The sequence below is a fragment of the Idiomarina sp. T82-3 genome (assembly GCF_001577655.1).
GTDB lineage: Bacteria > Pseudomonadota > Gammaproteobacteria > Enterobacterales > Alteromonadaceae > Idiomarina > Idiomarina baltica.
Genome location: NZ_LSBQ01000019.1, coordinates 1 through 25,147, shown reverse-complemented (window position 1 = coordinate 25,147; position 25,147 = coordinate 1). Strand labels below are relative to the sequence as shown.

Here is a 25,147-nt window from a genome sequence, read left to right as displayed (position 1 = left end):
CAGACAACAGGACAACATCATGACTTTATCAACACAACAAGCAGAACAAGCTAAAGCGCTTGAACAAAGCTGGAAAAACGATGCCCGTTGGGCACAGGTTAAACGCCCCTATAGCGCCGAAGAAGTAGTAAAACTTAGAGGCTCATTGCAAGTGCAACATACATACGCGCAGCACGGTGCCGACAAACTATGGCGCTTGATTAACGGTGAAGCTCAGCAAAAATTTGGCAAAGATTACGTCAATGCACTTGGCGCTTTGACTGGTGGACAAGCGGTTCAACAAGTCAAAGCGGGGTTACAGGCGATTTACCTCTCGGGCTGGCAAGTCGCGGCTGACAATAACTCGTCACGCAATATGTATCCAGATCAGTCGCTTTATCCCGTCGATTCTGTACCAACCGTCGTTGAGCGCATCAACAACTCGTTTGCTCGTGCTGACCAAATTCAATGGTCAAAAGGTATCAGCCCAGATGATGAGCAATACATTGACTATTTTGCACCTATCGTCGCGGATGCCGAGGCAGGCTTTGGCGGTGTATTAAACGCCTATGAATTAATGAAGCGTATGATTCAATGTGGTGCTGCGGGCGTGCACTTTGAAGATCAGTTAGCGTCAGTTAAAAAGTGCGGCCATATGGGCGGTAAGGTTTTAGTGCCTACCCAAGAGGCGGTACAAAAACTCATAGCAGCGCGTTTTGCGGCCGATGTTGAGGGCGTACCCACCTTGATCGTAGCACGCACCGACGCCAATGCCGCCGACCTGCTAACCTCGGACTTCGACGATAACGATAAACCATTCGTTACCGGTGAACGCACGGCTGAAGGCTTTTACCGTGTTAAACCAGGTATTGAGCAAGCTATTTCGCGCGGTCTTGCTTATGCGCCCTATGCGGATTTAATTTGGTGTGAAACTGCCAAGCCTGACCTCGACGAGGCACGTCAATTTGCCGAGGCGGTGCATGCTAAGTATCCGGGTAAACTCTTAGCCTACAACTGTTCACCTTCGTTTAACTGGAAGCGCAATCTCGACGATGCCACTATCGCCAAGTTCCAACGCGAACTGGCTGCCATGGGCTATAAGTTCCAGTTCATTACCTTGGCGGGTGTTCACAACATGTGGTATCACATGTTTGAGCTTGCGCACGACTACGCTCGTAACGATATGTCAGCGTACGTTCGTCTGCAACAACAAGAATTTGATGCAGCAGAAAAAGGTTATACGTTTGTCGCTCACCAGCAAGAAGTCGGTACTGGCTACTTTGATTTACTGACTAATGCGATTCAAGGCGGCAGTTCATCTGTCACCGCATTAACCGGTTCAACTGAAGAAGACCAGTTTAAAACGACCGCGTAAAGCGTAAATCGGCAGCGTACGGGAAGATATCTTTAATTACCCCCTCCTTGATATCTTGCTGGCGCTGCCGCCAATACATCGGATCAACCAACTCGGGGTGAGCACTTAACAGGAGTTCGCGGTAGCGTGGTTGTGGCACCGCGAATATGGCCAACTGTTCGGGAAACACATCGTCCGGCGCAAAAGACACCTCATGATCGGCTTTAGCCAGTGACTTAAAATTCATGTCAGTGAGGTAACGAACCTCGTCATAGTCATAAAAAACCACGCGCTTGTGGCGTGTCACACCGAAGTTCTTCAACAGCATGTCGCCGGGGAATATATTCGCCGCAATCATATCTTTAATCGCACGACCATAGTCATCGATAGCCGCTGCCTGTTCAGCCTCACTGGCATACTCTAAATACATGTTGAGCGGGATCATACGACGCTCAACGAAACATTGGCTGATGACTAGCAAATCGCCTTCGAAACGAATACTGCTGCCAACGGTCGCTAACAGCTCATCCATTAAGTCATCGGCAATACGGTGCTTAGGGATCGCCACGTCAGAGAACTCGAGGGTATCTGCCATACGTCCCACACGATCGTGTTGTTTAACCATGCGATAGCGTTCGACCACCGTATTCCGGCCGAAGCCTTTGGTATCGCCTAGCTCGTCCTTAATAACTTTAAACACGTAAGGGAACGATGGCAGTGTAAATACCGTCATCACCATTCCTTTTACCCCAGGTGCTGCGCTAAGTTGCTCATTTGAGTTGGCAAGTTGCTTTAAAAAGTCGCGATAAAACTCGGTCTTAGCCTGCTTATGAAAGCCAATTGAAGAATAGAGCTCGGAAAAAGTCTTGCGCGGCATGAGTTGTTTCAGAAAGCGCACTAACGCCGATGGAGCCTCGGTTTGCACCATAAAATACGAACGCGCAAAACCAAATATCGCCGCCATTCTGTCCGACTGAGTAATAAAGGCATCCACATACAACCGTCCTTCCGGGTTAATCAAGATGGGTACAATAAACGGATAGCTGTGTTGCTGAGTGACTATGCGGCCAACTACGTAGGCCGCTTTATTTCGATAAAAGGGCGTTTTCAGTACGTCGATACGTACTTCGTGTGGCTCAACTTCGTCTTCTATGGCACGTTGCAAAAACGTGGCGCGCAGTTGTTCAACATCGTGTTTAAGGTTCTCGAAGGTGTCCCCTAAGCCTAAATCTAAAAATAGCTGTTCTAATGTTTGGGTGAAGCCTTGATAGACAGGGAAATAAGACTGATAAACGTGCTCAATAGGAACCGGGGTACGTTCCTCTAACGTCGACTCGACAAAAATAAAAGCATTGTGAAAATACTGACGCTCAAACGCACGACAGAACACCGAATTATAAAAAGTTTCGGCTAAATCCGCTTGCGGATGAAACTGCAACAGCGACTGGTAGCGTTGCCGAACGCTCAACCATAACCTCTCATCAAATTGCGCTTGATACTGCAGCAACTCATCGCTGGTTAACGCCACTTGTTTGTCATAGTAACTTATTCGCTCTGCCGCCGCGCCAATAACGTCTTGCCAACGTTGCGCTAAAAAGCGTTCAGCAGCGCCCTGCGTAAGCAATTGAAAGCGACTAAAGTGGCTGTGAAAGCCCGCTAAGATAAGTCGCGCAAGTTCATCGGCTCGGTTTAAATCAGTGCTCATTCAGCTTTTTCTCGCGGTTGATATATCTGCTTACATTCTTACACACATCAAAATACAACCCTTTTCTCTCTTATAGCGACTTATTAATCAAGTTAAATCAGAGGGAACCTTATGACTAAGATATCAGACACCAGCGGACAAGACGTTGTTCGCGCACCTAAAAAAACACCTTGGCTCAAATGGGGAATGGGCGGTATTGCCGCTGCGGCCCTTATCGCTGTGAGTATTCCGATGCTCACCACCTGGTCTTCAGCCGAGGCTGCTGTAGAGTCAAGTGAGCTGCGCTATGCAACCGTAGAGCAAGGCAACTTTACGCGAGATGTATCAATTCAGGGCAAAGTGGTGGCAGCTGTAAGCCCCACTTTATATGCGCCAGCCGAAGGGGTGATTACTTATCACGTTGGAGCAGGCGACGCGGTGGAGCAAGGTCAAGCGCTGGCAACCATCGAAAGTCCCGAGCTAAAAAGTAAACTCGAGCAAGAACAAGCGAGTTTAGCTAGCTTAAAAATGGAACTGGATCGCCAGCGCATCAACTCCAAAAAAGCGGCTTTAGAAAATCAAAAATTGGTTGATTTAGCACACGTCACCCTGACGGCCGCGGATCGCGAAAAGCGCCGTGCTGACAGAGCTTGGGAAAAGCAAGCCATCAGCGAAATCGATTATGAAAAAGCGCAAGACGAATTGGATAACGCCCAAGTCGTATACAAGCACGCAGTGCAGGATGCCAAACTCAACAGTGAGAGCTTGGCTTTCGATATTCAGTCACTGCAACTTAAAGTGGACCGTCAACAACTACTCGTGAACGAATTGCAACGCCAGGTCGATGGTTTGACTATCGCTTCGCCAGTTAACGGTATTGTGGGTAACTTAGAAGTCGATCAAAAAAATCAAGTCGCCAAAAACCAAGCCGTGTTAGGTGTTGTCGACTTATCCGAGTTTGAGGTAGAGCTCGGTATTCCAGAAAGCTACGCCGATGACCTCGCCATTGGTATGGCGGCTGAAATCAACTACAACGGCCAGCTCCATAAAGCCACTCTCGTCGCGGTTTCGCCGGAAATTCGCAATAACGAAGTTATCGGCACATTGCGTTTTAGCGAAGATACACCCGCGGGTCTGCGCCAAAACCAGCGTTTGACGAGCCGCATTATTCTTGACCAAAAAGACGATGTGATGACTCTGCAACGAGGTCCTTTCCTGCAGAATCAAGGTGGTCGTGTTGCCTACGTGGTCAACGACGGTATCGCACTAAAAACCCCCATTCAAACAGGCGCTAATAGCCTATCAAAAGTGGAAATCATTTCGGGTCTAAAGGTCGGCGATCGCGTCATCATTTCTGATACTCAATCATTCAACGGTGCCGAAAGCGTCGTTATCAATCAATAAGGAATACACCATGCTTGTAATGAACAACATCACTAAAGTATTTCGTACAGAGACTGTCGAAACCCACGCACTTAAACAGTTTAGCCTTACCGTTAATGAGGGCGATTTCGTTGCGGTCACCGGTCCGTCGGGCTCTGGCAAAACCACCTTTTTAAATATTGCGGGTTTGCTCGAGTCGTTTGATGACGGCGAGTACACGCTTGACGGGCGCTCAGTGAAGAACCTTAACGACAAGCAACTCTCGCAACTGCGGAATGAAAAAATTGGCTTTATCTTTCAAAGCTTCAATCTCATCCCAGATCTCAATTTATTTGATAACGTCGACGTGCCACTGCGCTATCGCAAACTGAGTAAAGCTGAGCGAAAAGAGCGTATCGAACATAGCTTGGATGTCGTGGGTCTCGCCAACCGTATGCGTCACCTGCCGTCACAACTCTCTGGCGGACAACAACAGCGCGTTGCGATCGCTCGCGCGTTAGCGGGTAACCCGTTGTTTCTACTCGCCGATGAACCCACCGGTAACCTCGACAGCAAAATGGCCGACAGTGTGATGAGTTTGCTCGAGGAAATTAATCAGTCCGGGACGACGATTGTCATGGTGACCCATGACTTGTCACAGGCTGAACGAGCCCATCGCCATATTCAAGTGTTAGATGGGCAAGTCACCGAGCAAAAGCGCGGTGCGCCTGAACTCGCCACAGTGAACGCATAGGAGGCGCTTATGTGGTTATATTATACTCGACTTGCTTGGCTCAGCTTAAAACGTCATCCGCTATTATCACTACTCATGAGCGGTGCTATTGCCTTGGGCATTGGCGCTGCCATGACGACGATTACTATCAATTACTTAATGTCGGCGGATCCTATCCCTGAAAAAAGCGACCGCTTGTTTTATGTACAGTTAGATAATTGGTCACCTAATGAACCCTATGACGAGCCCAATGAGCCACCCGATCAGTTAACGTACACCGACGCGACCGCACTAAAAGCGCAAGCGCCTGCTCAACTGCAAACCGCTTTAGCGCAGTCGGGTGGTGTTATTGAACCACAAGGCTTAGGTAAAGAACCGTTCTTGGCACGCTTGCGCCTCACCCACAACGACTTTTTTACCATGTTCAATGCACCCTTTTTATATGGTCAAGGCTGGAGCGATAGCGCAGATGAGACGGGCGACAGAAGCATCGTGCTGAGCAAAAGCGCCAATGAGGAGATCTTTGCTGGCGAAAATTCAGTGGGTCGCACGGTCAGGTTAGAGGGTAAAGAATTTCGTGTGGTCGGCGTGCTCGATGAATGGGTACTTAAACCTCGTTTTTACGATGTCACGACCGGTGCGTTTAACGAAATGGAAGATGCTTACTTACCGTTTAAGCTAAAAGAAACGATGGAGCTTCCTAACAGCGGCAATACGAACTGCTGGAAGATGCCCGAGGGAGAAGGCTTTAAATCATTTTTGACCTCTGAATGCGTGAACTTTCAGTTCTGGGTACAGCTCGACAGCGCGCAAGAAAAACAAGAGTACATGAGTTTTCTCAACGCGTATGTCGAAGAACAAAAGAAACTTGGTCGTTTCCCGCGTCCTCTGAACAATCGGCTTACCGATGTCATGGGTTGGATGGAGCATGAGAATGTGGTTGATGACGATGCTGAAGTGATGATGTATCTGTCGCTTATGTTCTTAGCCGTATGCTTACTGAATACTATCGGGCTATTACTGACCAAGTTTAGCTTTAAAACCGGCGAAATCGCACTGCGACGTGCGGTAGGCGCAACCCGCATGCAGCTCTATCAGCAACAGTTGGTAGAAACCGTATTCATTGGCGTTGCCGGCGGTATCGGTGGCCTTATTTTGGCCGCATTAGGTCTGCTGGGTATTGAATACTTATACGGTGATCAGGTTAAAGATCTTGCCTCACTCAACCTGCCGCTGCTGGGTATCGGTATTTTGCTCGCCATCATAAGCAGTGTATTGGCCGGTGCCTACCCAACGTGGCGCACATGTCGTATTCCGCCTGCTTCACAACTTAAATCAGAGTAATTAAGGAGATAATTATGAGTCAGATAGGACCCATTTTCAGAGCTCTGATGCGCAATAAAGTCGGTGCCCTGCTCATCGCGCTACAAGTGGCTGTGACCATGGTTATTATCGTCAATGCGATACACCTTATTAATGCCCGCGGCGATCTCATGGGTCGTTCATCAGGCCTTGATGAAGCCAATCAGTTTTACGTGACCAGTGTCGGTTATGCCAATGATTTTGATGCGCCGTACGTGATCGATACCGACTTGGACGGCATCCGCCAACTCCCGAGTGTGGATGATGCGGTACAGATTAATGCGATCCCGATGAGCAACGGTGGCTGGTCGATGGGCTTACAAACCAAAGCCGGTGAAGGCGAAAACTCGGTGCCAACGGCACTCTACATGACCGATGAGCATGGACTGAATACGCTCGATGTTGAGTTGATTGCTGGCGAGAACTTTAAAGCCACCGAAATCAGTTATCGCGACCGCAACACTCGGGATTGGCCGCAGTCAGTAATACTGACCGAAGCGTTAGCAAAGAGTTTATTTCCTGACTTGAGCCCAACAGAAATCGTTGGCCAAACCGTTTACATTCAAAGTAATGAGCCGTTGACCATTATCGGTATTATGGATCATTTACAGGCTCCATGGACGGGCTGGACAACGGTCAATCACTCGATGCTTGTACCGAACAAATTCGACTCGCCGTACTCGCGTTATCTAGTGCGAGCTAAGCCAGGACAACGTGAACAAGCCATCGAGCAAGTTGAACAGTTTATGAAACAGCGCGAAGTGGGGCGTATGGTCAGAGAAACTGAAACCATGACACAGGTGCGTATGGATAGCTATCGCGGTGACTCTGCGTTACAAGCCATTCTGTGGACCATCATTGTAGTGCTCTGCATCATCACAGCTTTGGGTATTGTCGGCTTAGTCAGCTTTTCCATTAACCGTCGCCGCCGCCAAATTGGTACACGTCGGGCACTTGGCGCACAAAAAGCTGACATCATGAGTTATTTCCTCACCGAGAACGTGATGATTACCAGTGTTGGCGTGCTACTGGGCATCGCTGGCAGTATTGCGCTCAACATGTGGCTTGTTTCGAGTTTTAACTTACCAAGACTGAGCTATATCTACTTACCTATCGCCATGATAGCCATGTGGGCAATAGGCTTGTTCGCAGTATGGGGACCTGCCTTGCGTGCTGCGCAAATATCGCCCGCTATCGCAACCCGTAACGTATACCACTAGCGTTACACATTCATAACATTTATAATCCCGATACATGCTTTGTATCGGGATTATTGCGTTTTATGAACACCATCAAGGACATCGACCTTAACCTCTTAGTTTATCTAGACGTGCTGTTGCGAGAACGCAACGTCACCCGCGCAGCAGCACAATTAAATATTACTCAACCCGCCATGAGTAATGGGCTAAAACGTCTACGCAACCTCCTCAACGATCCGATTTTAGTTCGAACATCCGATGGCATGACACCCACTCAAAGGGCTTTAGACATGCAGGAGTCCTTGCGTACAGTGCTTTACTCTGTGGAAGAAATGATCCAGCCCGTACGCGAATTTGATGCGCCAACTAGCAAGCGCGTTTTTCGCATCATGGCATCGGACTACGCGGCGTCAACACTGATGCCGCGATTACTAAGTCAGCTTGAAGAGCAGGCACCTCATGTATCCTTAGATATCATGACACCCAGCGATATCAGTTTTCACGACGTTGAAAATGGTAAAGTCGACTTAGCCATTAATCGCTTTGAAAAACTACCGCAGTCGTTTCATCAAAAAGTACTGTGGCAGGATGAGTTCTCTTGTCTCATCCACCGTGAGCATCCGCTACTAAATAGCTACACGTTAGACGAGTATTTAAAAGCCCAGCACGTATGGGTATCAAAAACAGGCTTTGGCGTGGGCGTCGGTATGGACCCTCAAGACGTACAGAAGCTGGGTTGGGTTGACGAAGCTTTAGCAGAGCTGGGTAAACGTCGACAAATTAAAGTATTTACCCGCAACTACCACGTCGCTATGTACCTGGCTCGACAAGGACTGATTGCCACGCTGCCGACCCGAGCAGCCGCTTTATACAAAGATGACGATCACTTGGTCACGAAAGAACCACCGTTTCGCATTCCTGGGCTGACCTTGACCATGATTTGGAGTCCTTTACTCCAGCATGATGCTGGGCATCGCTGGTTCCGCCAACTGGTCGCCGATACAGCAGCAAACGAAGCCTTTTGATGAAGGGTTCGACAATAATTCCCACTATTGTATAGTGGGATTATAAGCAATCGGTAAATAAAGTCATGGTTGAAACACTTGAGAATATACTCTTGCAGGTTTCTAAGTCGCCCATTATCGACGAAGGAAAACTCGAACAAGCAACCCAACTGATTATTAAGTCAGTGATTCAAGGTTTAGCTATTAATCGTGTTGGCATCTGGTTATACGATGATGAAAGCGCCTGCATTACCAGTACTTACTTATTGGATGCAAATGATGGCGAACAATCACCTTCGACTATTTGCGCGAATAATTTCCCCAATTATTTTGCTGCGCTCAAACGCGAGCGAACTATCATCGCTAACCGTGCATCAGATCACCCTGCCACCAATGAACTTACTGATTACCTGAATAAATTCGGTATTGTCGCGATGCTCGATGTGCCGCTAAGGCATCGAGGTAAAATGATCGGGGTCTTATGTTGCGAGAGCTCTCGCGCTAATCGTTCCTGGACCGAAGACGAAGTGGCTTTTGTCGGCATTCTTGCTGATATCTACGGTCGCGCCGTCAGTGCGGCAGAGCGTGTAAAATACGAACAACTGCTCATTAAACACAACGAGGATCTCGAGCAGCGTGTTGCCGAACGTACACAGTCCTTAGAGGACGCGCTTAATAATTTTAAGCAAGCCCAAGATCGTCTCATTGAAACCGAAAAAATGGCGGCTTTAGGTAAGCTTGTCGCGGGGGTTGCACACGAGGTCAATACGCCATTGGGCATTGCCGTAACTGCCACAACACATTGCGAACATCGCCTTAAAAAGCTTAAGCAAAGCTTTGAAGATGGCAAAATATCCCGCAACGTGCTCACGCAGTATATCAACGACACGCTTGATGCATATACATTAATGAACAGTAACCTAGAACGCGCGGCTAGCTTAATTCAAAACTTTAAACGTACCGCTGTAGATCAGTCGAGCTTCGAACTGGTTGAGTGCTCTTTGGGTGACTACATTAGCTCGCTCGTGATCAGCTTGCGACCCATGGTGAAGAAGAAGAAAGTCACTATCCAAACGCACTGCCAGGAAGAACTAACCATAAAAACATACCGCGGTGCACTCGCTCAAGTGATCACTAACTTGATCAGTAACTGTGCTGAGCATGCGTTTAAGACCCCCGATGAAAACCACCACATTGATATTTTCGTAGAAAAACAAAATACCGATGCGGTACTGCGGATTACCGATAATGGAGCAGGAATCGAGCCCGATATTCAGCATAAAATATTTGAGCCTTTTTATACCACGGCTCGGGATGACGGCGGTTCGGGTTTAGGCTTGTCGATTGTCTATAACCTAGTGCAACGTAAGTTAAATGGAACCATTGATGTGCAATCGCAACTAAATAAGGGAACCACCTTTACTGTGCGTTTACCTAATATCATCGACTGAACATAAGAGTGAAAGAAGTATCATGCTACAGAAATTAAAAAGTTGGTTAAGTACCCGCGTTGCCGATGACAGCGACACCCGTCCGCATTTTGGCAGCTTAGATGCAAACGAAACGCTGAGTGTTATTTTAATGATGGAAATAGCCTTGGCTGATGGCAAGTTTGAACAGAGTGAACACGACTACTTAATCCATGAACTGAAGCGTGATTTTGACCAAGCGCCTGAAGCAGCGGAAGAAGTCATCAACCACGCCAAAATACATGTCCGCGACGCGGCTTCACTACAAGAGTCAACCGCTCCGCTGAAAGCACTTGCTTACGCAGACAAGGTTGTACTGCTTGAGTCTCTATGGGAAGTTGCTTATGCCGATGGTGAGCTCGATCCGCTAGAGGAAAGCATGCTACGTAAACTCGCCGACTTGCTGTATATAGACCACTCAGACTATATCCGTTGTAAATTGGCAGCTGAAGAGTCGGTTGGATGAAAAAACCTCACTGGCTCTTACTCATCGGTTTAACGTCCTTTGCATTATCCGCGGCGGATACAAAGGATGCGTTAACCGTCGGGTTGGCCAAGGGCTATGAACCCTATCAGTTTGTTAATGGCAAAGGGGTAGCGAGCGGTTTTGATATTGATGTGGCAAAAGCCGTTTTTGACCAACTAAAAGTCAGTTACCAATTTAATGCGTACAGTTGGGATGATGTGATGAGTCTGCTACGCCACAATGCCTTAGCCATCGCAGTGGGTGCCGAAGTGAGTGCAGCACGAAAACCCTATTTTTTGTTCACCGACGCGTATTATACCCGTCAACCGGCACTACTGACCCTAGCTGAAAATAGACAGATCAGGCGTGTTAAGGATTTAATCGGTCAACATATCACCGGCGACCGCCACTCATCCTTGGAGGCATATCTCAGTCAACTGGGCGTAAAAAGTCAATTTCGCATTGAACAGATGGAATCGAAAGAAGAGGCAATAAATGCCTTAGCCAAGGGTCATGTGAAAGCTGTGATTATGCCCAAGCGCGTTGCGCTTTACCTTGCCGATAAGGTCGGGATCAAGCTAAAAGTGCTGTGGCAGTCTCCACAACCTACGCAAGTGGCTTTTGGTGTTTCGAACAATAACCCCGAATTGGTCAACCAAATTAATGACGCCCTTGATGCACTGCGTGCCGACGGCACTCTGCAACGCATCAAGGACCACTGGTCAATTAATGACCCTGTTGATTAGCCGCTTCTAACTCATCGTGCAATCGTTGAGCTTCGTCTGCACGCGGCTTAGTAAAGCGCGCTAGCCAAAGGTATAGAACGGGCGTCAGATATAGCGTAAACACCGTCGCCAAACCTAAACCGCCGAAAACGACCCAACCAATTGAGTTACGCGCTTCTGCACCCGCACCGGTTGATAGAATCAGTGGCAATCCACCTAAAATGGTTGAGACCAAGGTCATCATGATAGGACGTAAGCGAATAGATGCCGCTTGCTCTACCGCATCGCGCACCGACAGTCCGCGGTCACGTAATTGGTCCGCGAACTCGACCAACAATACCGAGTTTTTCGCCAGAAGACCTATCAACATCACTAAGCCGATTTGCGAGTAGATATTAAGTGAAATGCCTGTCAGCGCAAGCGCATAAATGGCCGCCGCAATACCGAAGGGCACCGTCAGCATCACTACAAAGGCACTATTTACACTCTCAAACTGAGCAGCAAGTACTAATAACACAATCAAAAATGCCAAAATGTAAGTCATTGCCACTTCGCGATTGGTGTCTTCGAATGTTTGTGCCTCGCCCAAGAAAATAAGTCCCATACTATCGGGCAACACATCCTGAGCGATGGCACGTAATTCGTCAGTCGCCTCAGATAACGGATATTCTGGCGGAATTTCAACTTCGACCTCAATGGCGCGCCGTTGAGCATGTCGCTCGAGCTCTGCTGAGACCCCCTCCTCGACAATTTCTGCGACACTCGAGATAGGCACTAACTCACCGGACGTCGATGACACGTAAAGGTTCTGCATATCTTGTGGCGACTTAATCGAGCTTAAACGGGTCTGTAAAATCACCGGGATCTGTTGGTCACCGACGTTCAAATCCGCCACATCATCGCCGTTGATAGCCGCACGTAACGTCGACGAAACATCATTTAATGATACGCCGAGCTCAGCGGCTCGACGACGATCGATTTTAAAGCGCAACTGTGGTTGCGTTGGCTGATACGAAATATTTGGGTTGGTGTACGTCTCAGAACGTTCTTGAATCGCCGCGGTGAACTTACGTGCAGCTTGGAAAATATCACCATAACTTTCACCAGTAATCGCCATCTGCACTGCACCGCCCCCTTGGCCACCGCGGACGTTTAGTGAGTTGCTACCAAACGCACGACCGGGCGCGCCAGGATTTTGTCCAAGCGGTCCACGTATTTCGTTGATCACTTCCTGCTGAGTAATATCACGTTCTTCCCACGGATACATGTTGGCGGTAATAAACACAATATTCGGGTCCCATTGACCCACCACTGTATACAATGTCTCAAACGCGCCGTTTTGTTGATAAGGAATCAGTACTTCCTCTAGCGCGCGTGCTTGGCGATCCATAAAATTAAGACCAACTCCGTCGGGACCTCGTGCGAAAATACGGACGACACCTCGGTCCTCATTCGGTAACAGTTCACTCGCTACATTATCGTAAACAAATACCGCCCCAGTTGCCGCAACTATTGAGAATGCCACGATCAGCCAAGAGGTATTGAGCGCCCACTTGAGCGTGCGCTCGTAGCCGGTTTTAAACCAATCGCCGATGGGACCAAAAATATTCTTCTTACCGGCATTTTTGGGGAGTCTTGCGGTAAATGCTGGAACGAGAGATAACGCCACGAATGACGAAATAATCACAGCCGCCGCAAGGACACCACCAAACTCTCGGAATAATCGACCCGCAGTCGAAGGAAGAAACGCGATAGGTACGAAAACGGCTGCCAATACAGCAGTGGTAGCAACAACAGCGAAAAACACTTCGCGTGTCGCCAATACCGCTGCCGCTCTGCTTCCCAAGCCCATTGAACGACGTCGCTGAATATTTTCAGCAACCACGATGGCATCATCAACAATCAGTCCAGTGGCGAGTACGAGAGCAAGCAAGGTCAGTATATTTATCGAGAAACCCATCAACCAAATAGCCGCAATCGCGCCAAATAAGGCAACAGGTATCGAAAGCGCAGGCACGATGGTCGCACGAAACGAACCAATAAAGACCCACAACGTTGCGACAACCAACGCGATGGTTATTGCCAAAGTCGTTACCACTTCAGCAACCGACTTGCGAATAAATAAAGCGTCGTCGTTAGTGACGGTCATTTCCATATCCGGGAAACGATCACGTAAACGTTCGAGCATCGCCAGCGCTTGATCAGAGATTTCAATCGTATTTGAACCCGCTTGGCGAATAACCCCCACGCCGACCACTGGCTTGCCATTTAGGCGTACAAAACTGTTCGCATCTGCAGGACTAAAATAAGCTTGAGCGACATCGCCAATGCGCGTATCGCCCGAAATTATAATATTTTCGACTTGCTCGGCATTAATTGAAGTAGCATCGGCACGAATAATAATACGTTGATCCGTTGAGCGTAAGCTCCCTGCAGGCACATCAAAAGGAGCCTGACGCAATGCATCGGCGACATCCGTTACCGATAGCCCGAAACTCGTCAAACGTAGCGGATCAAGCGCAACGCGTAGCACGCGCTCACGGGCACCGTTAAGCCGAACATCCGCCACGCCCTCGATAGACAAAAACTCGGGCGCGAAATCTGTTTCTAACCGGCGTGTTAACTCTTCTAAACTCAACTTATCACTGGAGACGGCAATATCTAGGACTGCGCGCGCATCATCGTCTGCTTTTACAACGTTTACTTGCTCAACGTCTTCGGGTAGTTCGCGCCTAACTTGGTTAACCGCTTCGCGAACTTCGGCTGCCACGACATCAAGGTCAACACTCGGCTGGAACTCAACCACGGTGCGAGCAGAGTTTTCTTCTGACTGCGAACGAATCGACTTCACGCCAGACACACGGGCTGCAGCTCCCTCTAAGATACTCGTTACTTCAGCATCAACGGTTTCTGGCGCTCCTCCCGGTAGCGTAGCCCGAACGGTCACTACAGGTTGGTCTACATCGGGTAATTCACGTACTTCGACACCCATAAGTGCCGCGATGCCAGCAAGCGCAATTAAAATGTTGAGTACAACAATGAGGACGGGCCGACGTATTGAGACTGACGGTAAGTCATTACCCTCATGTGCAGGTAGCTGTTGTTTGTCAGACATTACTCAACCACCTCTTCAGTGCCCGTATCCAACTCACTCATCTCATATTTAATAGGCTGACCATTACGAAGACTCTGAACACCTTCAACAATCAATGTATCGTCGCGGTTGATATCCCCAGAAACAAGAACGCGTCCTTCTAAACGTTGTTCGATCTGAACCTCAATGCGTTTTGCCTTACTATCTTCTGCAATCCATATATAAGGATTATCTGCACCCCATGACAGCGCGACTTCGGGAATCGACGCAAACTCCTCGCCTGCGAGTTCTATCGCTGTGCGAAAACTAGTGCCCGGCAGGAAGTCATCATTTTTGTTATCAACTTTCGCACGCGCTCTAAACATCCGCGTCGTAGGATTAATACGGGAATCGAGTTCTACTATTTCAGCATTGACAGGCTGTCCTGAATAACGCCATGGCTCCACCTCTAGAGTGACACCGGGCTTAAGCAAATAAACTGCCGCTTCAGGAATTTGGAAATTGATGAGCAACGTATCGCGGTCATCAATCGTCGCGATTTGCGTCTGCTCATTGATACGATCACCCTCTTCAACATCAGTAATGCCTACAATGCCATCAAAGGGTGCAATAATTTTTCGATCAGCTATCTCGGTCTTTACGCGATCGACTTCCACTTCCGCCAAATCACGCAACAAAATAGCATTATCAAGCTCGGACTGTGGCACCGCACCTTGTTCGAAGCTTTGCTTCAAACGTTCTACTGTGCGCTCGGCATCTTTTAAACTGATTTGCGCCTGTCGCAAAGCGACTTGCTCACGTCGGTCGTCCAGTTGCACGAGTAAGTCGCCTGCTTGCACACGGTCACCCGGTTCAAAATTAACCTGAGTAACCCGCTCACTGACCGGTGAAAACAACGTGACAGCGCGCTGTGCTTCGGCGGTACCTACAGCTTCGACACGGTTCTTTTCATTTTCAAATTGAACCGGCGCAACATTAACAAGCGCTTCACGCGCACCATAGCTCTGAGCCGTTGCTCCAGCCGATGCAACCAATAATGAGACTAACGCAGTAACCTGCAAACACCATGTAAAACGTTTCATAATTCCCTATAAAAACCCGCGGGTGCAAAGCAGCCGCGGGCTTTTTTAACTCGCTTGGATTCAGTTTATTGAGTCAGTTTGAACTGACCTTTCATGATCGCCGAGTGACCTGGGAATGTGCAATAGAACATATAGTCACCGTCTGCACTCATTCCTTCAGTAGAAAAAGTCACACTCGTGGATTCACCACCACCGATAACATCAGTTGCAGCAATCACTTTATCCGAGTCAGGCACATAGTTGTTATCTAAGCCTGCCGACATGCCTTGTTGCACCACTGACTGCATATCGCTTGATTGACTCAAGACCCAGTTGTGGCCCATTACTTTCTTACCCATCTTACCTGAGTGCTTCAAAGTAAGGGTTACTTCAGAACAGCTAGCAGGTACAGAAAGTTCACTTTTATCATAACGCATGTTATCTGAACCAGTGATTGTAAGTTCACATTCGTTAGCAAGTGCAGAGTTTGCGACTAACAACACTGAACCCGCGATTAAAGCTTTTAACAAACGCATTGCAATACCTCTCATTTTGAGACCAAAATACACTCAGATCATACGCAATAGAGCTAAATTAGATTACTGAGTAAACGATTTTATGACAAAAAAGATAAATGACAGTTTCCAGACGTCTCTCGCACAAGGCGGAGAGAACACTACACAACCTTTCAAGCCGATTATCCCGGGTATTTTTACATCAACGACCTATCAAAGAGATGAGGATAATCAATATCGTAGCGGAAGAGTCTATTCTCGCGCCGATAATCCAACTTACGATGCGCCAGAAAAGTTAATCGCTCAACTTGAACACGCCGCCGACGCGAAACTATTTGCCTCGGGCATGGCAGCCGCGACCGCTGTATTTCAAGCACTCAAGCCCGGCGATGTCGTATTGGCACCTGACATCATGTATTGGGCGTTACGCAACTGGCTGAAAGGTCTAGCGACCGATGCCGGATTGCACGTTCACTTTGTCGATATGACACAACTCGATCAGGTGGAAAATAAAATCACGCAGCTACAGCCCAAATTGATTTGGCTCGAAACGCCCGGCAACCCGATGTGGACCGTGAGCGACATTCGCGCCATTGCCGATATTGCCAAATATCAAGGCGCGTGCGTTGCAGTCGATTCAACCGTAGCCACACCGATACTAACACGTCCACTCGAGTTGGGTGCCGATATTGTTATGCACTCTGCCACTAAGTACTTGAACGGCCACTCTGACGTTATCGCCGGCGCACTGGCCACACGAGAAAACGATGATTTCTGGCAGCGTATTTTGGCAATACGCGCACAAGGAGGCGCAGTACCGTCCCCGATGGATGCAGCTCAGCTATTACGCGGCATGCGTACTTTATTTTTGCGCGTGCGCGAAAGCTGTGACTCGGCCATGTTTCTCGCCCAACAACTGGAGCAACACCCCATGGTCAGTGAAGTGCTCTACCCAGGACTCCCCTCCTTTGCAGGTTATGAAATCGCCTGCAAACAGATGGAAGGCGGCTTTGGCGGCATGCTGTCAATTCGGTTAGTTGGAGGCGAGCAACAAGCCGTCGGCACCGCAGCCAAAACACGTCTATGGCACCGCGCAACTTCGCTCGGTGGTGTTGAGAGCCTCATTGAGCATCGTGCCAGTATTGAAGGGGCGGGCACGCCTGTACCCAACGACTTACTAAGATTGTCCGTCGGCATTGAGCGTAAAGAAGATCTACTCGCCGATTTAGTTCATGCCATCGAGGCGTCAGCTTAAATGCTGACGCGCTTGTAATGACGGTACTCAGGTGACCAGAAGTTTTTCTCAATACGTTGCTTGAGTACCTCATCGTCGATTTCGAGCGCAACGCCCTCTTCTTGTGCCACTTTCGCAACGGCAAAGGCAATGTCTTTACTCAATTGAGCCAGCTCGGTAAAACCGGGTAATAAGTTCTTATTCTTACCGTTGGCGCTCGGCGAGGCTTTCGCCAGCGTCTTACTGGCCACTCGGAACATCTCATCACTAACACGTGTCGCCTTCACCGCGATAACACCTAAACCGATGCCCGGAAAGATATAGCTGTTATTACATTGCGCTATCGGATACGTGGTGCCTTCCCACTCAACTTCGCCGAATGGGCTGCCGGTTGCGACAATCGCTTTGCCCTGCGTCCACTTAATTACGTCGTGGGGATGCGCTTCAACGTGTTTAGACGGGTTCGATAGTGGGAAAATAATCGGTTGATCAACGTAACGTGCCATCGTGGTAATTACTTGTTCAGTGAATAACCCCGCTTGACCCGAAACACCAATCAATACATCCGGTTCAGCACAATGAATCACATCCAGTAGCGACGGATAGTCGCCACTGTATTGCCAGTCTTTTAGGCTATCAATCGGTTGCGCTAACGCCTGCTGGAAGTCACGTAGGTCACTCATGCTATCGACCACTAAGCCATAGCGGTCGACCATGAAAATCTGCTTTTTAGCTTGTTCTTCGCTCAGCCCTTCAGCAACCATCTGAATCATCACTTGTTCAGCGATACCACAACCGGCCGACCCTGCGCCAACAAACACGACTTTCTGCTCACTCAGCTTTTTGCCTTTCTGACGACACGCAGCGAGCAACGTACCGACTGTGACAGACGCAGTGCCTTGAATATCATCGTTGAAACAACACACTTCATCACGATAGCGGCGAAGCAACGGCATTGCATTAGGCTGGGCGAAGTCCTCAAACTGCAACATGACGCCCGGCCAACGCCGTGTTACTGCCTTGATGAACTTCTCTAAGAACTCATCATACTGCTCTTGATTAATGCGTTTGTGACGCGCGCCCATATACATCGGGTCATTCAGCAGTTTTTCATTATTCGTGCCGACATCAAGCATCACTGGTAGCGTATAGGCTGGACTGATGCCGCCGCAGGCCGTGTAAAGCGACAGCTTACCAATAGGGATCCCCATTCCACCAATGCCTTGGTCACCCAAACCAAGAATACGTTCACCGTCGGTGACCACGATAACTTTAACTTTTTGCTTGGTGGCATTGCGTAAAATGTCATCGAGCTGATCGCGCTCGGAATAGGAGATAAATAAGCCACGTGAACTGCGATAAATATCAGAGAATTTTTCGCACGCATCGCCTACTGTAGGAGTATAAATAATCGGCATCATTTCTTCTAAATGATCGGTCAGCAAGCGATAAAACAAGGTTTCGTTGTTATCTTGAATGGCGCGCAAATAGATATGCTTATTGAGTGGAGTCTCAAAGCTTTTATACTGCATATAGGCACGTTCGGCCTGTTCTTCAATGGATTCATAACGGGGCGGTAACAAGCCCGTTAAGTTAAATGCCGCTCGCTCTTCTTTACTAAACGCGCTGCCTTTATTCAGCAACGGTGTTTCTAACAACGATGGTCCAGCATAGGGAATATACAAAGGACGTTTTTGTTCGTCAGACATGCGCTCGGACTCCTAAACCAAGATAAATTGACTGCCGAGATAATAGCAGAAAATCCAGCGGTTAGGTTGAACGAAACACACACTCAAAAAACAGGACTGACCAGATGCGGTTAATCTCCTATAAAAATAGATGAACTTATTCGACAAGAAACCAGTATCTGGTGCACAATAGATTAAATTTTTTAGAACTTAAGAGTTATGGATAACTGTAGGCTATCAGACGAGGCGTTTCTTAACGCAATTAAACAAGGCGAGTTTTCTCGAGATAGTACCGATCACAGTTGGCATTTGCGTTTGGCATGGATACATTTAAAACGTGCACCTTGGCCGATCGCGCTTGCCGAAGTGGTCGCCACGTTGCGTGCCAACCAACATATCATGTCATTGAACGAACGCTATCATCATACCTTAACGGTCGCGACACTACGTATTATGAGCCAACGTTTAAGCGAGCAACCCTGCTCTGACTTCACAGAGTTTAAACAACAGAACGCTGACTTAGTCAACGACTTAAAAGCCGTACTCGCACAGCACTATAAGCCAGAGACACTGGACTCACCAACAGCCAGACGTACGTTCGTGAGCCCAGATAAGAAACCGCTTTAGCCTTACTTCGTTACTAAGTGAACAAGCGTAAACACTAATAGAGCCACGTTAGCTAACCAACCCAACATAAAAAAGTAGCTACGCGGACTCGGATTTTTGTTTGTCGCTATCACATAATAAAGAATCATGTGAAGAATACGCGCGACCGCAAAAAAGCCCGTCAGTAAAGCGGTCCAAAACGGGTTGGCGCCACTTAGTACGGCTAAAAATACCGTGCCTAACATGACACTTAAGTTTTCGATACTGTTTTGGTGCGTGCGCCACGCTCTAAAGGTAAAACTTTCATGGCCTTGTTGCTGAGGCGGCTTGCCTGGAATTGCACCGTCTTCTTTTGCTTTCCTACCACTGGCAATCAACCATTGTAGTAGGACCGTTGCCAATATCACTGCAAGGGCAATAAAGGTTCCATTGTATGCTTCAAACATGGCTCTTCCTTACAAGTTAAGTTGCCACCGTTTTGCCACCCGACGCACCGCTTCGACATTTTCTGAAGCGTGGATGGTTATCGGTGTTTCGTCAAACTGACGTTTTAGATCTAAATGCTGACTTAACCACTGTACCATTGCTTCGCCCGAATGGATCGTTTTTGCGCCACTGAAATATTCACTAATCGCATCGCTAATCAGTGGAAAGTGAGTACATCCTAACAGCACAACGTCTGGGCGCTCTAGCGCGCTAAAGTAATGGTCAAAGGTGGCATGTAAAATCGCGCCCTCGTAAAGTTCCTCCTCGACAATCGGCACAAACAACGGCGTCGCCATCGCCGTAGCATGCTCAAAACCAAGCTGCTTTATACGCCGTTGGTATTCGCCGGATTGAATCGTCGAGCGTGTTGCAATCACAAGTACCTGGCTGTCATGGTTTACTTCAGTTGCTTGTTCAAGCGCCATCACGCCGGGTTCTAACACCCCATACACCGGTTTATTAGAAAACCTCTGCATGGTTTCCAGCGCCACTACACTGACCGTATTGCAGGCAACAATTAACGCATCAACATCGGTACCGTTAAAAAACTCGACCGCTTCGAGTGCGTAGCGAGTCACGGTATTACTATCCTTACTACCGTAGGGTACGCGCGCCGTGTCTCCAAAATAGAGTAATTCGGAAAAATAACGGCTCCGTTGCAATGAGCGGGCAACAGTCAAACCGCCCACCCCGCTATCAAAAACGCCTAACTTCACTGAGGCTCCTTACAAAGTAATACGTTTAAGACGTAACGCATTAGAAATAACAAAGACACTTGAGAGCGCCATAGCGCCTGCGGCTAGCATCGGTGACAGAGTAATGCCCCAAAACGGATACAATAAGCCCGCAGCCACGGGAATCAACGCCGTATTGTAGGCGAACGCCCAAAATAAATTTTGGCGGATATTGCGCATGGTCTGACGCGATAGACTGAATGCATTACGCACTCCGTTCAAATCATCAGACATCATCACTACATCGGCACTTTCGATCGCCACGTCTGTACCTGTTCCAACGGCAATACCAATGTCGGCGGCCGCCAGTGCGGGCGCATCATTAATACCGTCGCCAACGAAAATTAACTTACCATACTGAGCTTGCAGCTTTTCTACCGCAGCCACTTTGCCATCGGGCTTAACTCCCGCCACCACGTCACTGATACCGAGTTCTTTTGCCACTTTTTGTGCAGTCGCCTCGGCATCGCCCGTAACCATCGCGGTGCGTATGTTCTGTTCCGCTAAATGCTCAATCAAAGCCTTGGCCGAAGGTCGAATAGGATCAGCGACCGAGAACACCGCGGCTAACTGACCATCAATAGCTACATATAGGGGCGTTTGCCCATTGCGTTCAATGGTTTGAGTTTGTTGCTGGGTACTGTCGAGTGCAACCGATTGCTCATCCATTAAGGTACGTGAGCCGACCAATAACGTACGACCATCAACCTTACCCTCAACGCCAAGCCCCGCTAGAGCATTAAAACTCTCCGGTTGGGTCAACTGCTTGCTTTGTGCTTCAGCGTAATTAACTAACGCCTGAGCCGTTGGGTGCTCTGAGCGTTGCTCTAGACTCGCCGCTAGCATTAACGCATCACTATCGGCTTGTACTGCCTCCCAGCTCACCACCTCGGGGTGACCCGCGGTCAGCGTTCCAGTCTTATCGAATACTACAATACGCGCGTTCTCAATTTGCTGTAACGCACTGCCTTGTCGAAACAATACGCCCTCATCGGCTCCTCGCCCTGTGCCAACCATGATCGAAGTCGGTGTGGCAAGTCCCATGGCACAAGGGCAGGCAATGATGAGTACCGCGACCGCGTTAATTAAGGCAAACGTGAGCGCATTGACGTCTTTAGCAAAGAACCACACCAAAAAGGTTAATGCCGCCGCCGCCATAACCGCTGGGACAAACCACAGCGTGATGCGGTTAACGGTATCTTGAATAGGTAGCTTCGCGCCTTGTGCTTGTTCAACCATGCGGATAATTTGCGCCAGCACCGTGGTTTCACCTATCGCAGTCGCCTTAAAGCGAAAACTTCCCTGCTGATTAATGGTTCCGCCAACCACCTTATCGCCCGTTTCTTTTGCCACCGGCTCGGCCTCGCCGGTAATCATCGACTCATTCACATAACTGTCGCCACTCACGATGGTGCCATCGACAGGCACCTGCTCGCCCGGACGTACTTCGATAATATCGCCTTTACTCAGCGACTTAATATCAACAGTCTCGCTACTGTCGTCGTCACGAACACGACGCGCCGTTTTGCTTTGTAAGTTCAATAAGCGTTTAATCGCATCGGACGTGTGACTTTTCGCTCGCGCTTCTAAAAAGCGCCCAGCCAAAATCAACGTCACTATCACTGCGGAGGCTTCAAAATAGACATTCACCGCATGCGCAGGAAGCCACTGCGGCATTAGCGTGGCAACGACGGAGTAACCCCAGGCAGCCGTCGCACCCAGCACGACAAGTGAATTCATATCAGGGGCTCGACGCAATAGCGCTGGAATACCTATTTGATAAAAGCGACGACCGGGCCATGCCAACACCACCGTTGTCAGCAACATTTGTATCCAAAAATTGGTGGTTTGGCCTAAGCTGGAATCAACCCACTCACCAAATGCTGGGATCAAATGGCTACCCATCGCAATAACAAAAACGGGCAAGGTAAACAGCACAGCAATGATCAGATCGCGTTTTAGTTGTTTAAATTCGTTCGCCTTTTGCTGCTCTTGTCGCGCCATTTCCGCCTCACGATCGACAATCGCATGAGCGTCATAGCCTGCGTCCCTTATCGCCTGAATCGCATCCTCTTGCGACGCTGTGACTAGCGTCATTTCCGCGGCATCAGAGGCTAAGTTAACACTGACATCCTCAATGCCTTTGACACCATTTAACGCCTTATCAACGCGACTCGCACAGGAGCCGCAGTTCATTCCTTCGACCGATAAACGTATTTGTTTGCGTGTCATACTGCCCTCTATTCGTTTGAGGAGTGTTTACGGGTGATTCCAAGTAGTAGCCAGAATACAGCTAACTGGGCAATTTCGAGGTACCGTTGAATTGCGCCTCGAACGGGTTCGAGGTTTTCGGTTGGCATGATGAAAAAGCCTAACCCGATAATGATCGCCAATAACACAAAAACAATTCGCAACGCCCAATGCGCGCGAGGGGTAAAGGCGAGCAACAACGTACCGGCGGCAAAGCCCAAGTAACTTAGAATACCGATCCAATTGTGAATCGTTTGCGATGCCGAACCGTCAATCGGACAACCGGCATCGCAAGGCGCAAGCGCTGCGCCCAAATAAGCAAAGGGGTAAAAGAACAGTAATGCGTAGCCGAGTGCACTGATACCCTCAACACGTACTCGGCTACGCGCAGACACCAAGAAACTTAACACCACAATCGCAAAGGGTACAAAGCCGACCCAGCCCAGCACGCCAGCTGCCGTTGTGCCGGTAGCATTAATTTCGCTGATGTACTGGCTCATGTGGCTGTAATCGGGCTTAACCCAGCTTGCCACCAACAGTAAACCCAGCCAAAAAATCGATACCACCACCAGTTGTGGCGTCATCGCTTGTTTTGCGGACGTGTGATCGGGTGTTGATGTCTGCACTGTTGCTCCTTATTTTTTAAGTTTAACGGCGGTACCGCTGACGCTGACCATCATCATAGCACCTTTTTGACCAACCACTTCATAGTCGATATCAATGCCAATCACCGCATCAGCGCCTAATAACTTGGCTTTTTCTTCAACCTCTGCAAACGCAATTTCGCGCGCCCGAGTCATCTCACGTTCATAAGCGCCAGCGCGGCCGCCGACGATATCGCGTACCGCACCAAAAATATCTTTGAATACATTGGCACCTAAGATCGCCTCACCTACCACAATATCGAGATACTGTTCTACTTCATGACCTTGGATAGTTGCGGTTGTTGTTTTTATCATGTCATTCTCCTTCGAGTTGTCTGGAATAATCCTAACGAATCCTATTTCGAACTGACAATTAAATCGATACTATAGTTGTAACGATAAGTGTCCTCTTTTTATAACAGGTGTGCAATGTTTCGAGTGCTAGGCAGTAGCGGTGGGCTCAGCGGTAACCCGCAAAAAGGCTCAACCTGCATCCAATTAAACGGTGAAACGCTCATCGATGCCGGAACTGGCTTATCGTCGTTACAACTCAGCGAGATGAAAGCCATTCGCCATATCTTTTTGACCCATGCCCACATGGATCATATAGCGGCGCTACCCACCTTCGTCAGTAACCTGTTTGACCAAAGTCGTTTACCGCTCAAAGTGTATGGCCTCGCCCACAGCTTAGAGCGCCTTAAACAGCATATTTTTAATAATGATATTTGGCCCGACTTTACTCAGGTGCAAGATAACGGAACGCCCATGCTCGAGTTAGTTGAGATTAATCCAGGCCAAGTCATTGAGCATCAAGGCATGACGCTCACCGCGTTCGAAGTGCCACACGCCATACCCACCATTGGTTACGCAGTGCAACAACCCAAAGTCAGTGAACACTCACATTTTGTGTTTTGTGCCGATTGCATCGTGACCGACGCCCTTGTCTCAAAGCTCAACGAATTACCCCCCATTAGCACACTGATGGTGGAATGTTCGTTCCCTGACAGGCTCGAAGAAGTAGCGATCAAAACCCAGCACATGACGCCGTCATTAGTTAGCCGCCTATTAGAGCAACTCGAAAAGCCGCCACATAGCATCTGGATAACACATCTTAAACCGAGCTACGAGGAAGAGCTCCGCGACGTTTTGCGCGCAGAGCCCTGGCATGTGCTTTAGTTAGTCAGTAATCACTTGCATTTTTACATCAATGATACCGACATCGAGGTCAGCGATTTCGCCAAAAGCGGAACGTGAAAGATCAATAATACGTCCTTTGATAAAGGGGCCCCGGTCATTGATCTTCACCACCACTGACTCACCACTGGCGAGATTGGTCACACGCACCAAGGTGCCGAACGGCAAGGTTTTATGCGCCGCGGTATCGTCAAAATGGCTGTAATATTGAGCGACAATTACGGTGGCCGGTCTAGCGGCAATTATCTTGGCCGGTTGATCTGATAAGGTTCGGCACAGCAGAACGGAGGGAGTTCACTGTGCC

Annotated in this window: 22 protein-coding genes and 1 pseudogene; 12 read left to right on the top strand and 11 right to left on the bottom strand. The window is 48.7% G+C overall.

Features of this window, described 5'->3' with window-relative positions:
• Positions 1–19: 19 nt before the first annotated feature.
• Positions 20–1,354 (top strand): isocitrate lyase, encoded by a 1,335-nt coding sequence (gene aceA / locus AWU56_RS10595; protein WP_286682503.1) that lies wholly within the window; start codon positions 20–22, stop codon positions 1,352–1,354.
• On the opposite strand, the gene aceK is transcribed toward aceA, so the two are convergent.
• Entirely contained in the window at positions 1,338–3,038 is a 1,701-nt protein-coding gene (gene aceK, locus AWU56_RS10590) for a bifunctional isocitrate dehydrogenase kinase/phosphatase (RefSeq protein ID WP_286682502.1), read from the bottom strand. The genes aceA and aceK overlap by 17 nt on opposite strands.
• A gap of 111 nt (positions 3,039–3,149) precedes the next feature.
• Here aceK and AWU56_RS10585 point away from each other — a divergent pair, with 111 nt between their 5' ends.
• The 8 genes from AWU56_RS10585 to AWU56_RS10550 all read left to right on the top strand — a co-directional run bounded on the left by AWU56_RS10585 (position 3,150) and on the right by AWU56_RS10550 (position 11,358).
• Positions 3,150–4,421 carry an efflux RND transporter periplasmic adaptor subunit gene (locus AWU56_RS10585; RefSeq protein WP_286682501.1) on the top strand — a complete coding sequence of 424 codons (1,272 nt, stop codon included), beginning with the start codon at positions 3,150–3,152 and terminating at the stop codon, positions 4,419–4,421.
• A 10-nt stretch (positions 4,422–4,431) separates the two neighbouring features.
• Positions 4,432–5,133, top strand: coding sequence for an ABC transporter ATP-binding protein (locus tag AWU56_RS10580; RefSeq protein ID WP_006956284.1), 702 nt, complete (start codon positions 4,432–4,434; stop codon positions 5,131–5,133).
• A gap of 9 nt (positions 5,134–5,142) precedes the next feature.
• Positions 5,143–6,456 carry an ABC transporter permease gene (locus tag AWU56_RS10575; protein WP_272978040.1) on the top strand — a complete coding sequence of 438 codons (1,314 nt, stop codon included), beginning with the start codon at positions 5,143–5,145 and terminating at the stop codon, positions 6,454–6,456.
• A gap of 14 nt (positions 6,457–6,470) precedes the next feature.
• A complete protein-coding gene (locus tag AWU56_RS10570; protein WP_286682500.1) occupies positions 6,471–7,694 on the top strand; it encodes an ABC transporter permease in 1,224 nt (407 codons plus the stop codon).
• Between the two features lie 62 nt (positions 7,695–7,756).
• Positions 7,757–8,698, top strand: a complete 942-nt coding sequence (locus AWU56_RS10565) for a LysR family transcriptional regulator (protein WP_071464094.1) — start codon at positions 7,757–7,759, stop codon at positions 8,696–8,698.
• A gap of 65 nt (positions 8,699–8,763) precedes the next feature.
• Complete coding sequence (locus AWU56_RS10560; protein WP_286682499.1) at positions 8,764–10,128, top strand: GAF domain-containing sensor histidine kinase; 1,365 nt, start codon at positions 8,764–8,766, stop codon at positions 10,126–10,128.
• 22 nt (positions 10,129–10,150) lie between these two features.
• The gene (locus tag AWU56_RS10555) at positions 10,151–10,612 is read left to right on the top strand and encodes a tellurite resistance TerB family protein (protein WP_286682498.1); all 462 of its coding nucleotides are present in this window, start codon (positions 10,151–10,153) and stop codon (positions 10,610–10,612) included.
• On the top strand, positions 10,609–11,358 hold the full coding sequence (locus AWU56_RS10550; RefSeq protein ID WP_286682497.1) for a substrate-binding periplasmic protein: 750 nt from the start codon (positions 10,609–10,611) through the stop codon (positions 11,356–11,358). Before AWU56_RS10555 ends, AWU56_RS10550 begins: the two co-directional genes overlap by 4 nt.
• On the opposite strand, the gene AWU56_RS10545 is transcribed toward AWU56_RS10550, so the two are convergent.
• The 3 genes from AWU56_RS10545 to azu all read right to left on the bottom strand — a co-directional run bounded on the left by AWU56_RS10545 (position 11,339) and on the right by azu (position 16,028).
• Entirely contained in the window at positions 11,339–14,452 is a 3,114-nt protein-coding gene (locus AWU56_RS10545; protein ID WP_286682496.1) for an efflux RND transporter permease subunit, read from the bottom strand. The genes AWU56_RS10550 and AWU56_RS10545 overlap by 20 nt on opposite strands.
• Complete coding sequence (locus AWU56_RS10540; RefSeq protein WP_286682495.1) at positions 14,452–15,513, bottom strand: efflux RND transporter periplasmic adaptor subunit; 1,062 nt, start codon at positions 15,511–15,513, stop codon at positions 14,452–14,454. The genes AWU56_RS10545 and AWU56_RS10540 overlap by 1 nt, the downstream gene beginning before the upstream one ends.
• Before the next feature lie 65 nt (positions 15,514–15,578).
• Positions 15,579–16,028 carry an azurin gene (gene azu, locus AWU56_RS10535; protein WP_006956293.1) on the bottom strand — a complete coding sequence of 150 codons (450 nt, stop codon included), beginning with the start codon at positions 16,026–16,028 and terminating at the stop codon, positions 15,579–15,581.
• An 82-nt stretch (positions 16,029–16,110) separates the two neighbouring features.
• Here azu and AWU56_RS10530 point away from each other — a divergent pair, with 82 nt between their 5' ends.
• Complete coding sequence (locus AWU56_RS10530; RefSeq protein ID WP_286682494.1) at positions 16,111–17,262, top strand: trans-sulfuration enzyme family protein; 1,152 nt, start codon at positions 16,111–16,113, stop codon at positions 17,260–17,262.
• On the opposite strand, the gene AWU56_RS10525 is transcribed toward AWU56_RS10530, so the two are convergent.
• Positions 17,259–18,950, bottom strand: coding sequence for an NAD-dependent malic enzyme (locus AWU56_RS10525; RefSeq protein ID WP_272978036.1), 1,692 nt, complete (start codon positions 18,948–18,950; stop codon positions 17,259–17,261). The two genes, AWU56_RS10530 and AWU56_RS10525, sit on opposite strands and share 4 nt — an antisense overlap.
• A 198-nt stretch (positions 18,951–19,148) precedes the next feature.
• Between AWU56_RS10525 and AWU56_RS10520 the strand changes: the two genes are divergently transcribed.
• Positions 19,149–19,556, top strand: coding sequence for a hypothetical protein (locus AWU56_RS10520; RefSeq protein ID WP_286682493.1), 408 nt, complete (start codon positions 19,149–19,151; stop codon positions 19,554–19,556).
• Between the two features lie 2 nt (positions 19,557–19,558).
• On the opposite strand, the gene AWU56_RS10515 is transcribed toward AWU56_RS10520, so the two are convergent.
• The 5 genes from AWU56_RS10515 to AWU56_RS10495 are packed head-to-tail and all read right to left on the bottom strand — an operon-like array spanning position 19,559 to position 23,964.
• Entirely contained in the window at positions 19,559–19,981 is a 423-nt protein-coding gene (locus AWU56_RS10515; protein WP_006956302.1) for an MAPEG family protein, read from the bottom strand.
• A gap of 9 nt (positions 19,982–19,990) precedes the next feature.
• Positions 19,991–20,737, bottom strand: coding sequence for a glutamate racemase (murI, locus tag AWU56_RS10510; protein WP_286682492.1), 747 nt, complete (start codon positions 20,735–20,737; stop codon positions 19,991–19,993).
• Between the two features lie 9 nt (positions 20,738–20,746).
• On the bottom strand, positions 20,747–22,987 hold the full coding sequence (locus AWU56_RS10505; protein WP_272978034.1) for a heavy metal translocating P-type ATPase: 2,241 nt from the start codon (positions 22,985–22,987) through the stop codon (positions 20,747–20,749).
• Positions 22,988–22,995: 8 nt separating this feature from the next.
• Positions 22,996–23,631, bottom strand: coding sequence for a DUF998 domain-containing protein (locus tag AWU56_RS10500; RefSeq protein ID WP_006956308.1), 636 nt, complete (start codon positions 23,629–23,631; stop codon positions 22,996–22,998).
• Between the two features lie 9 nt (positions 23,632–23,640).
• A complete protein-coding gene (locus AWU56_RS10495; protein ID WP_006956310.1) occupies positions 23,641–23,964 on the bottom strand; it encodes a heavy metal-binding domain-containing protein in 324 nt (107 codons plus the stop codon).
• Positions 23,965–24,078: 114 nt separating this feature from the next.
• Between AWU56_RS10495 and AWU56_RS10490 the strand changes: the two genes are divergently transcribed.
• A complete protein-coding gene (locus AWU56_RS10490; RefSeq protein ID WP_272978033.1) occupies positions 24,079–24,825 on the top strand; it encodes a 3',5'-cyclic-nucleotide phosphodiesterase in 747 nt (248 codons plus the stop codon).
• Here the strand turns inward: AWU56_RS10490 and AWU56_RS10485 are convergent.
• Positions 24,826–25,050, bottom strand: a pseudogene (locus tag AWU56_RS10485) (septal ring lytic transglycosylase RlpA family protein); the annotation flags it as partial.
• Positions 25,051–25,147 lie beyond the last annotated feature (97 nt).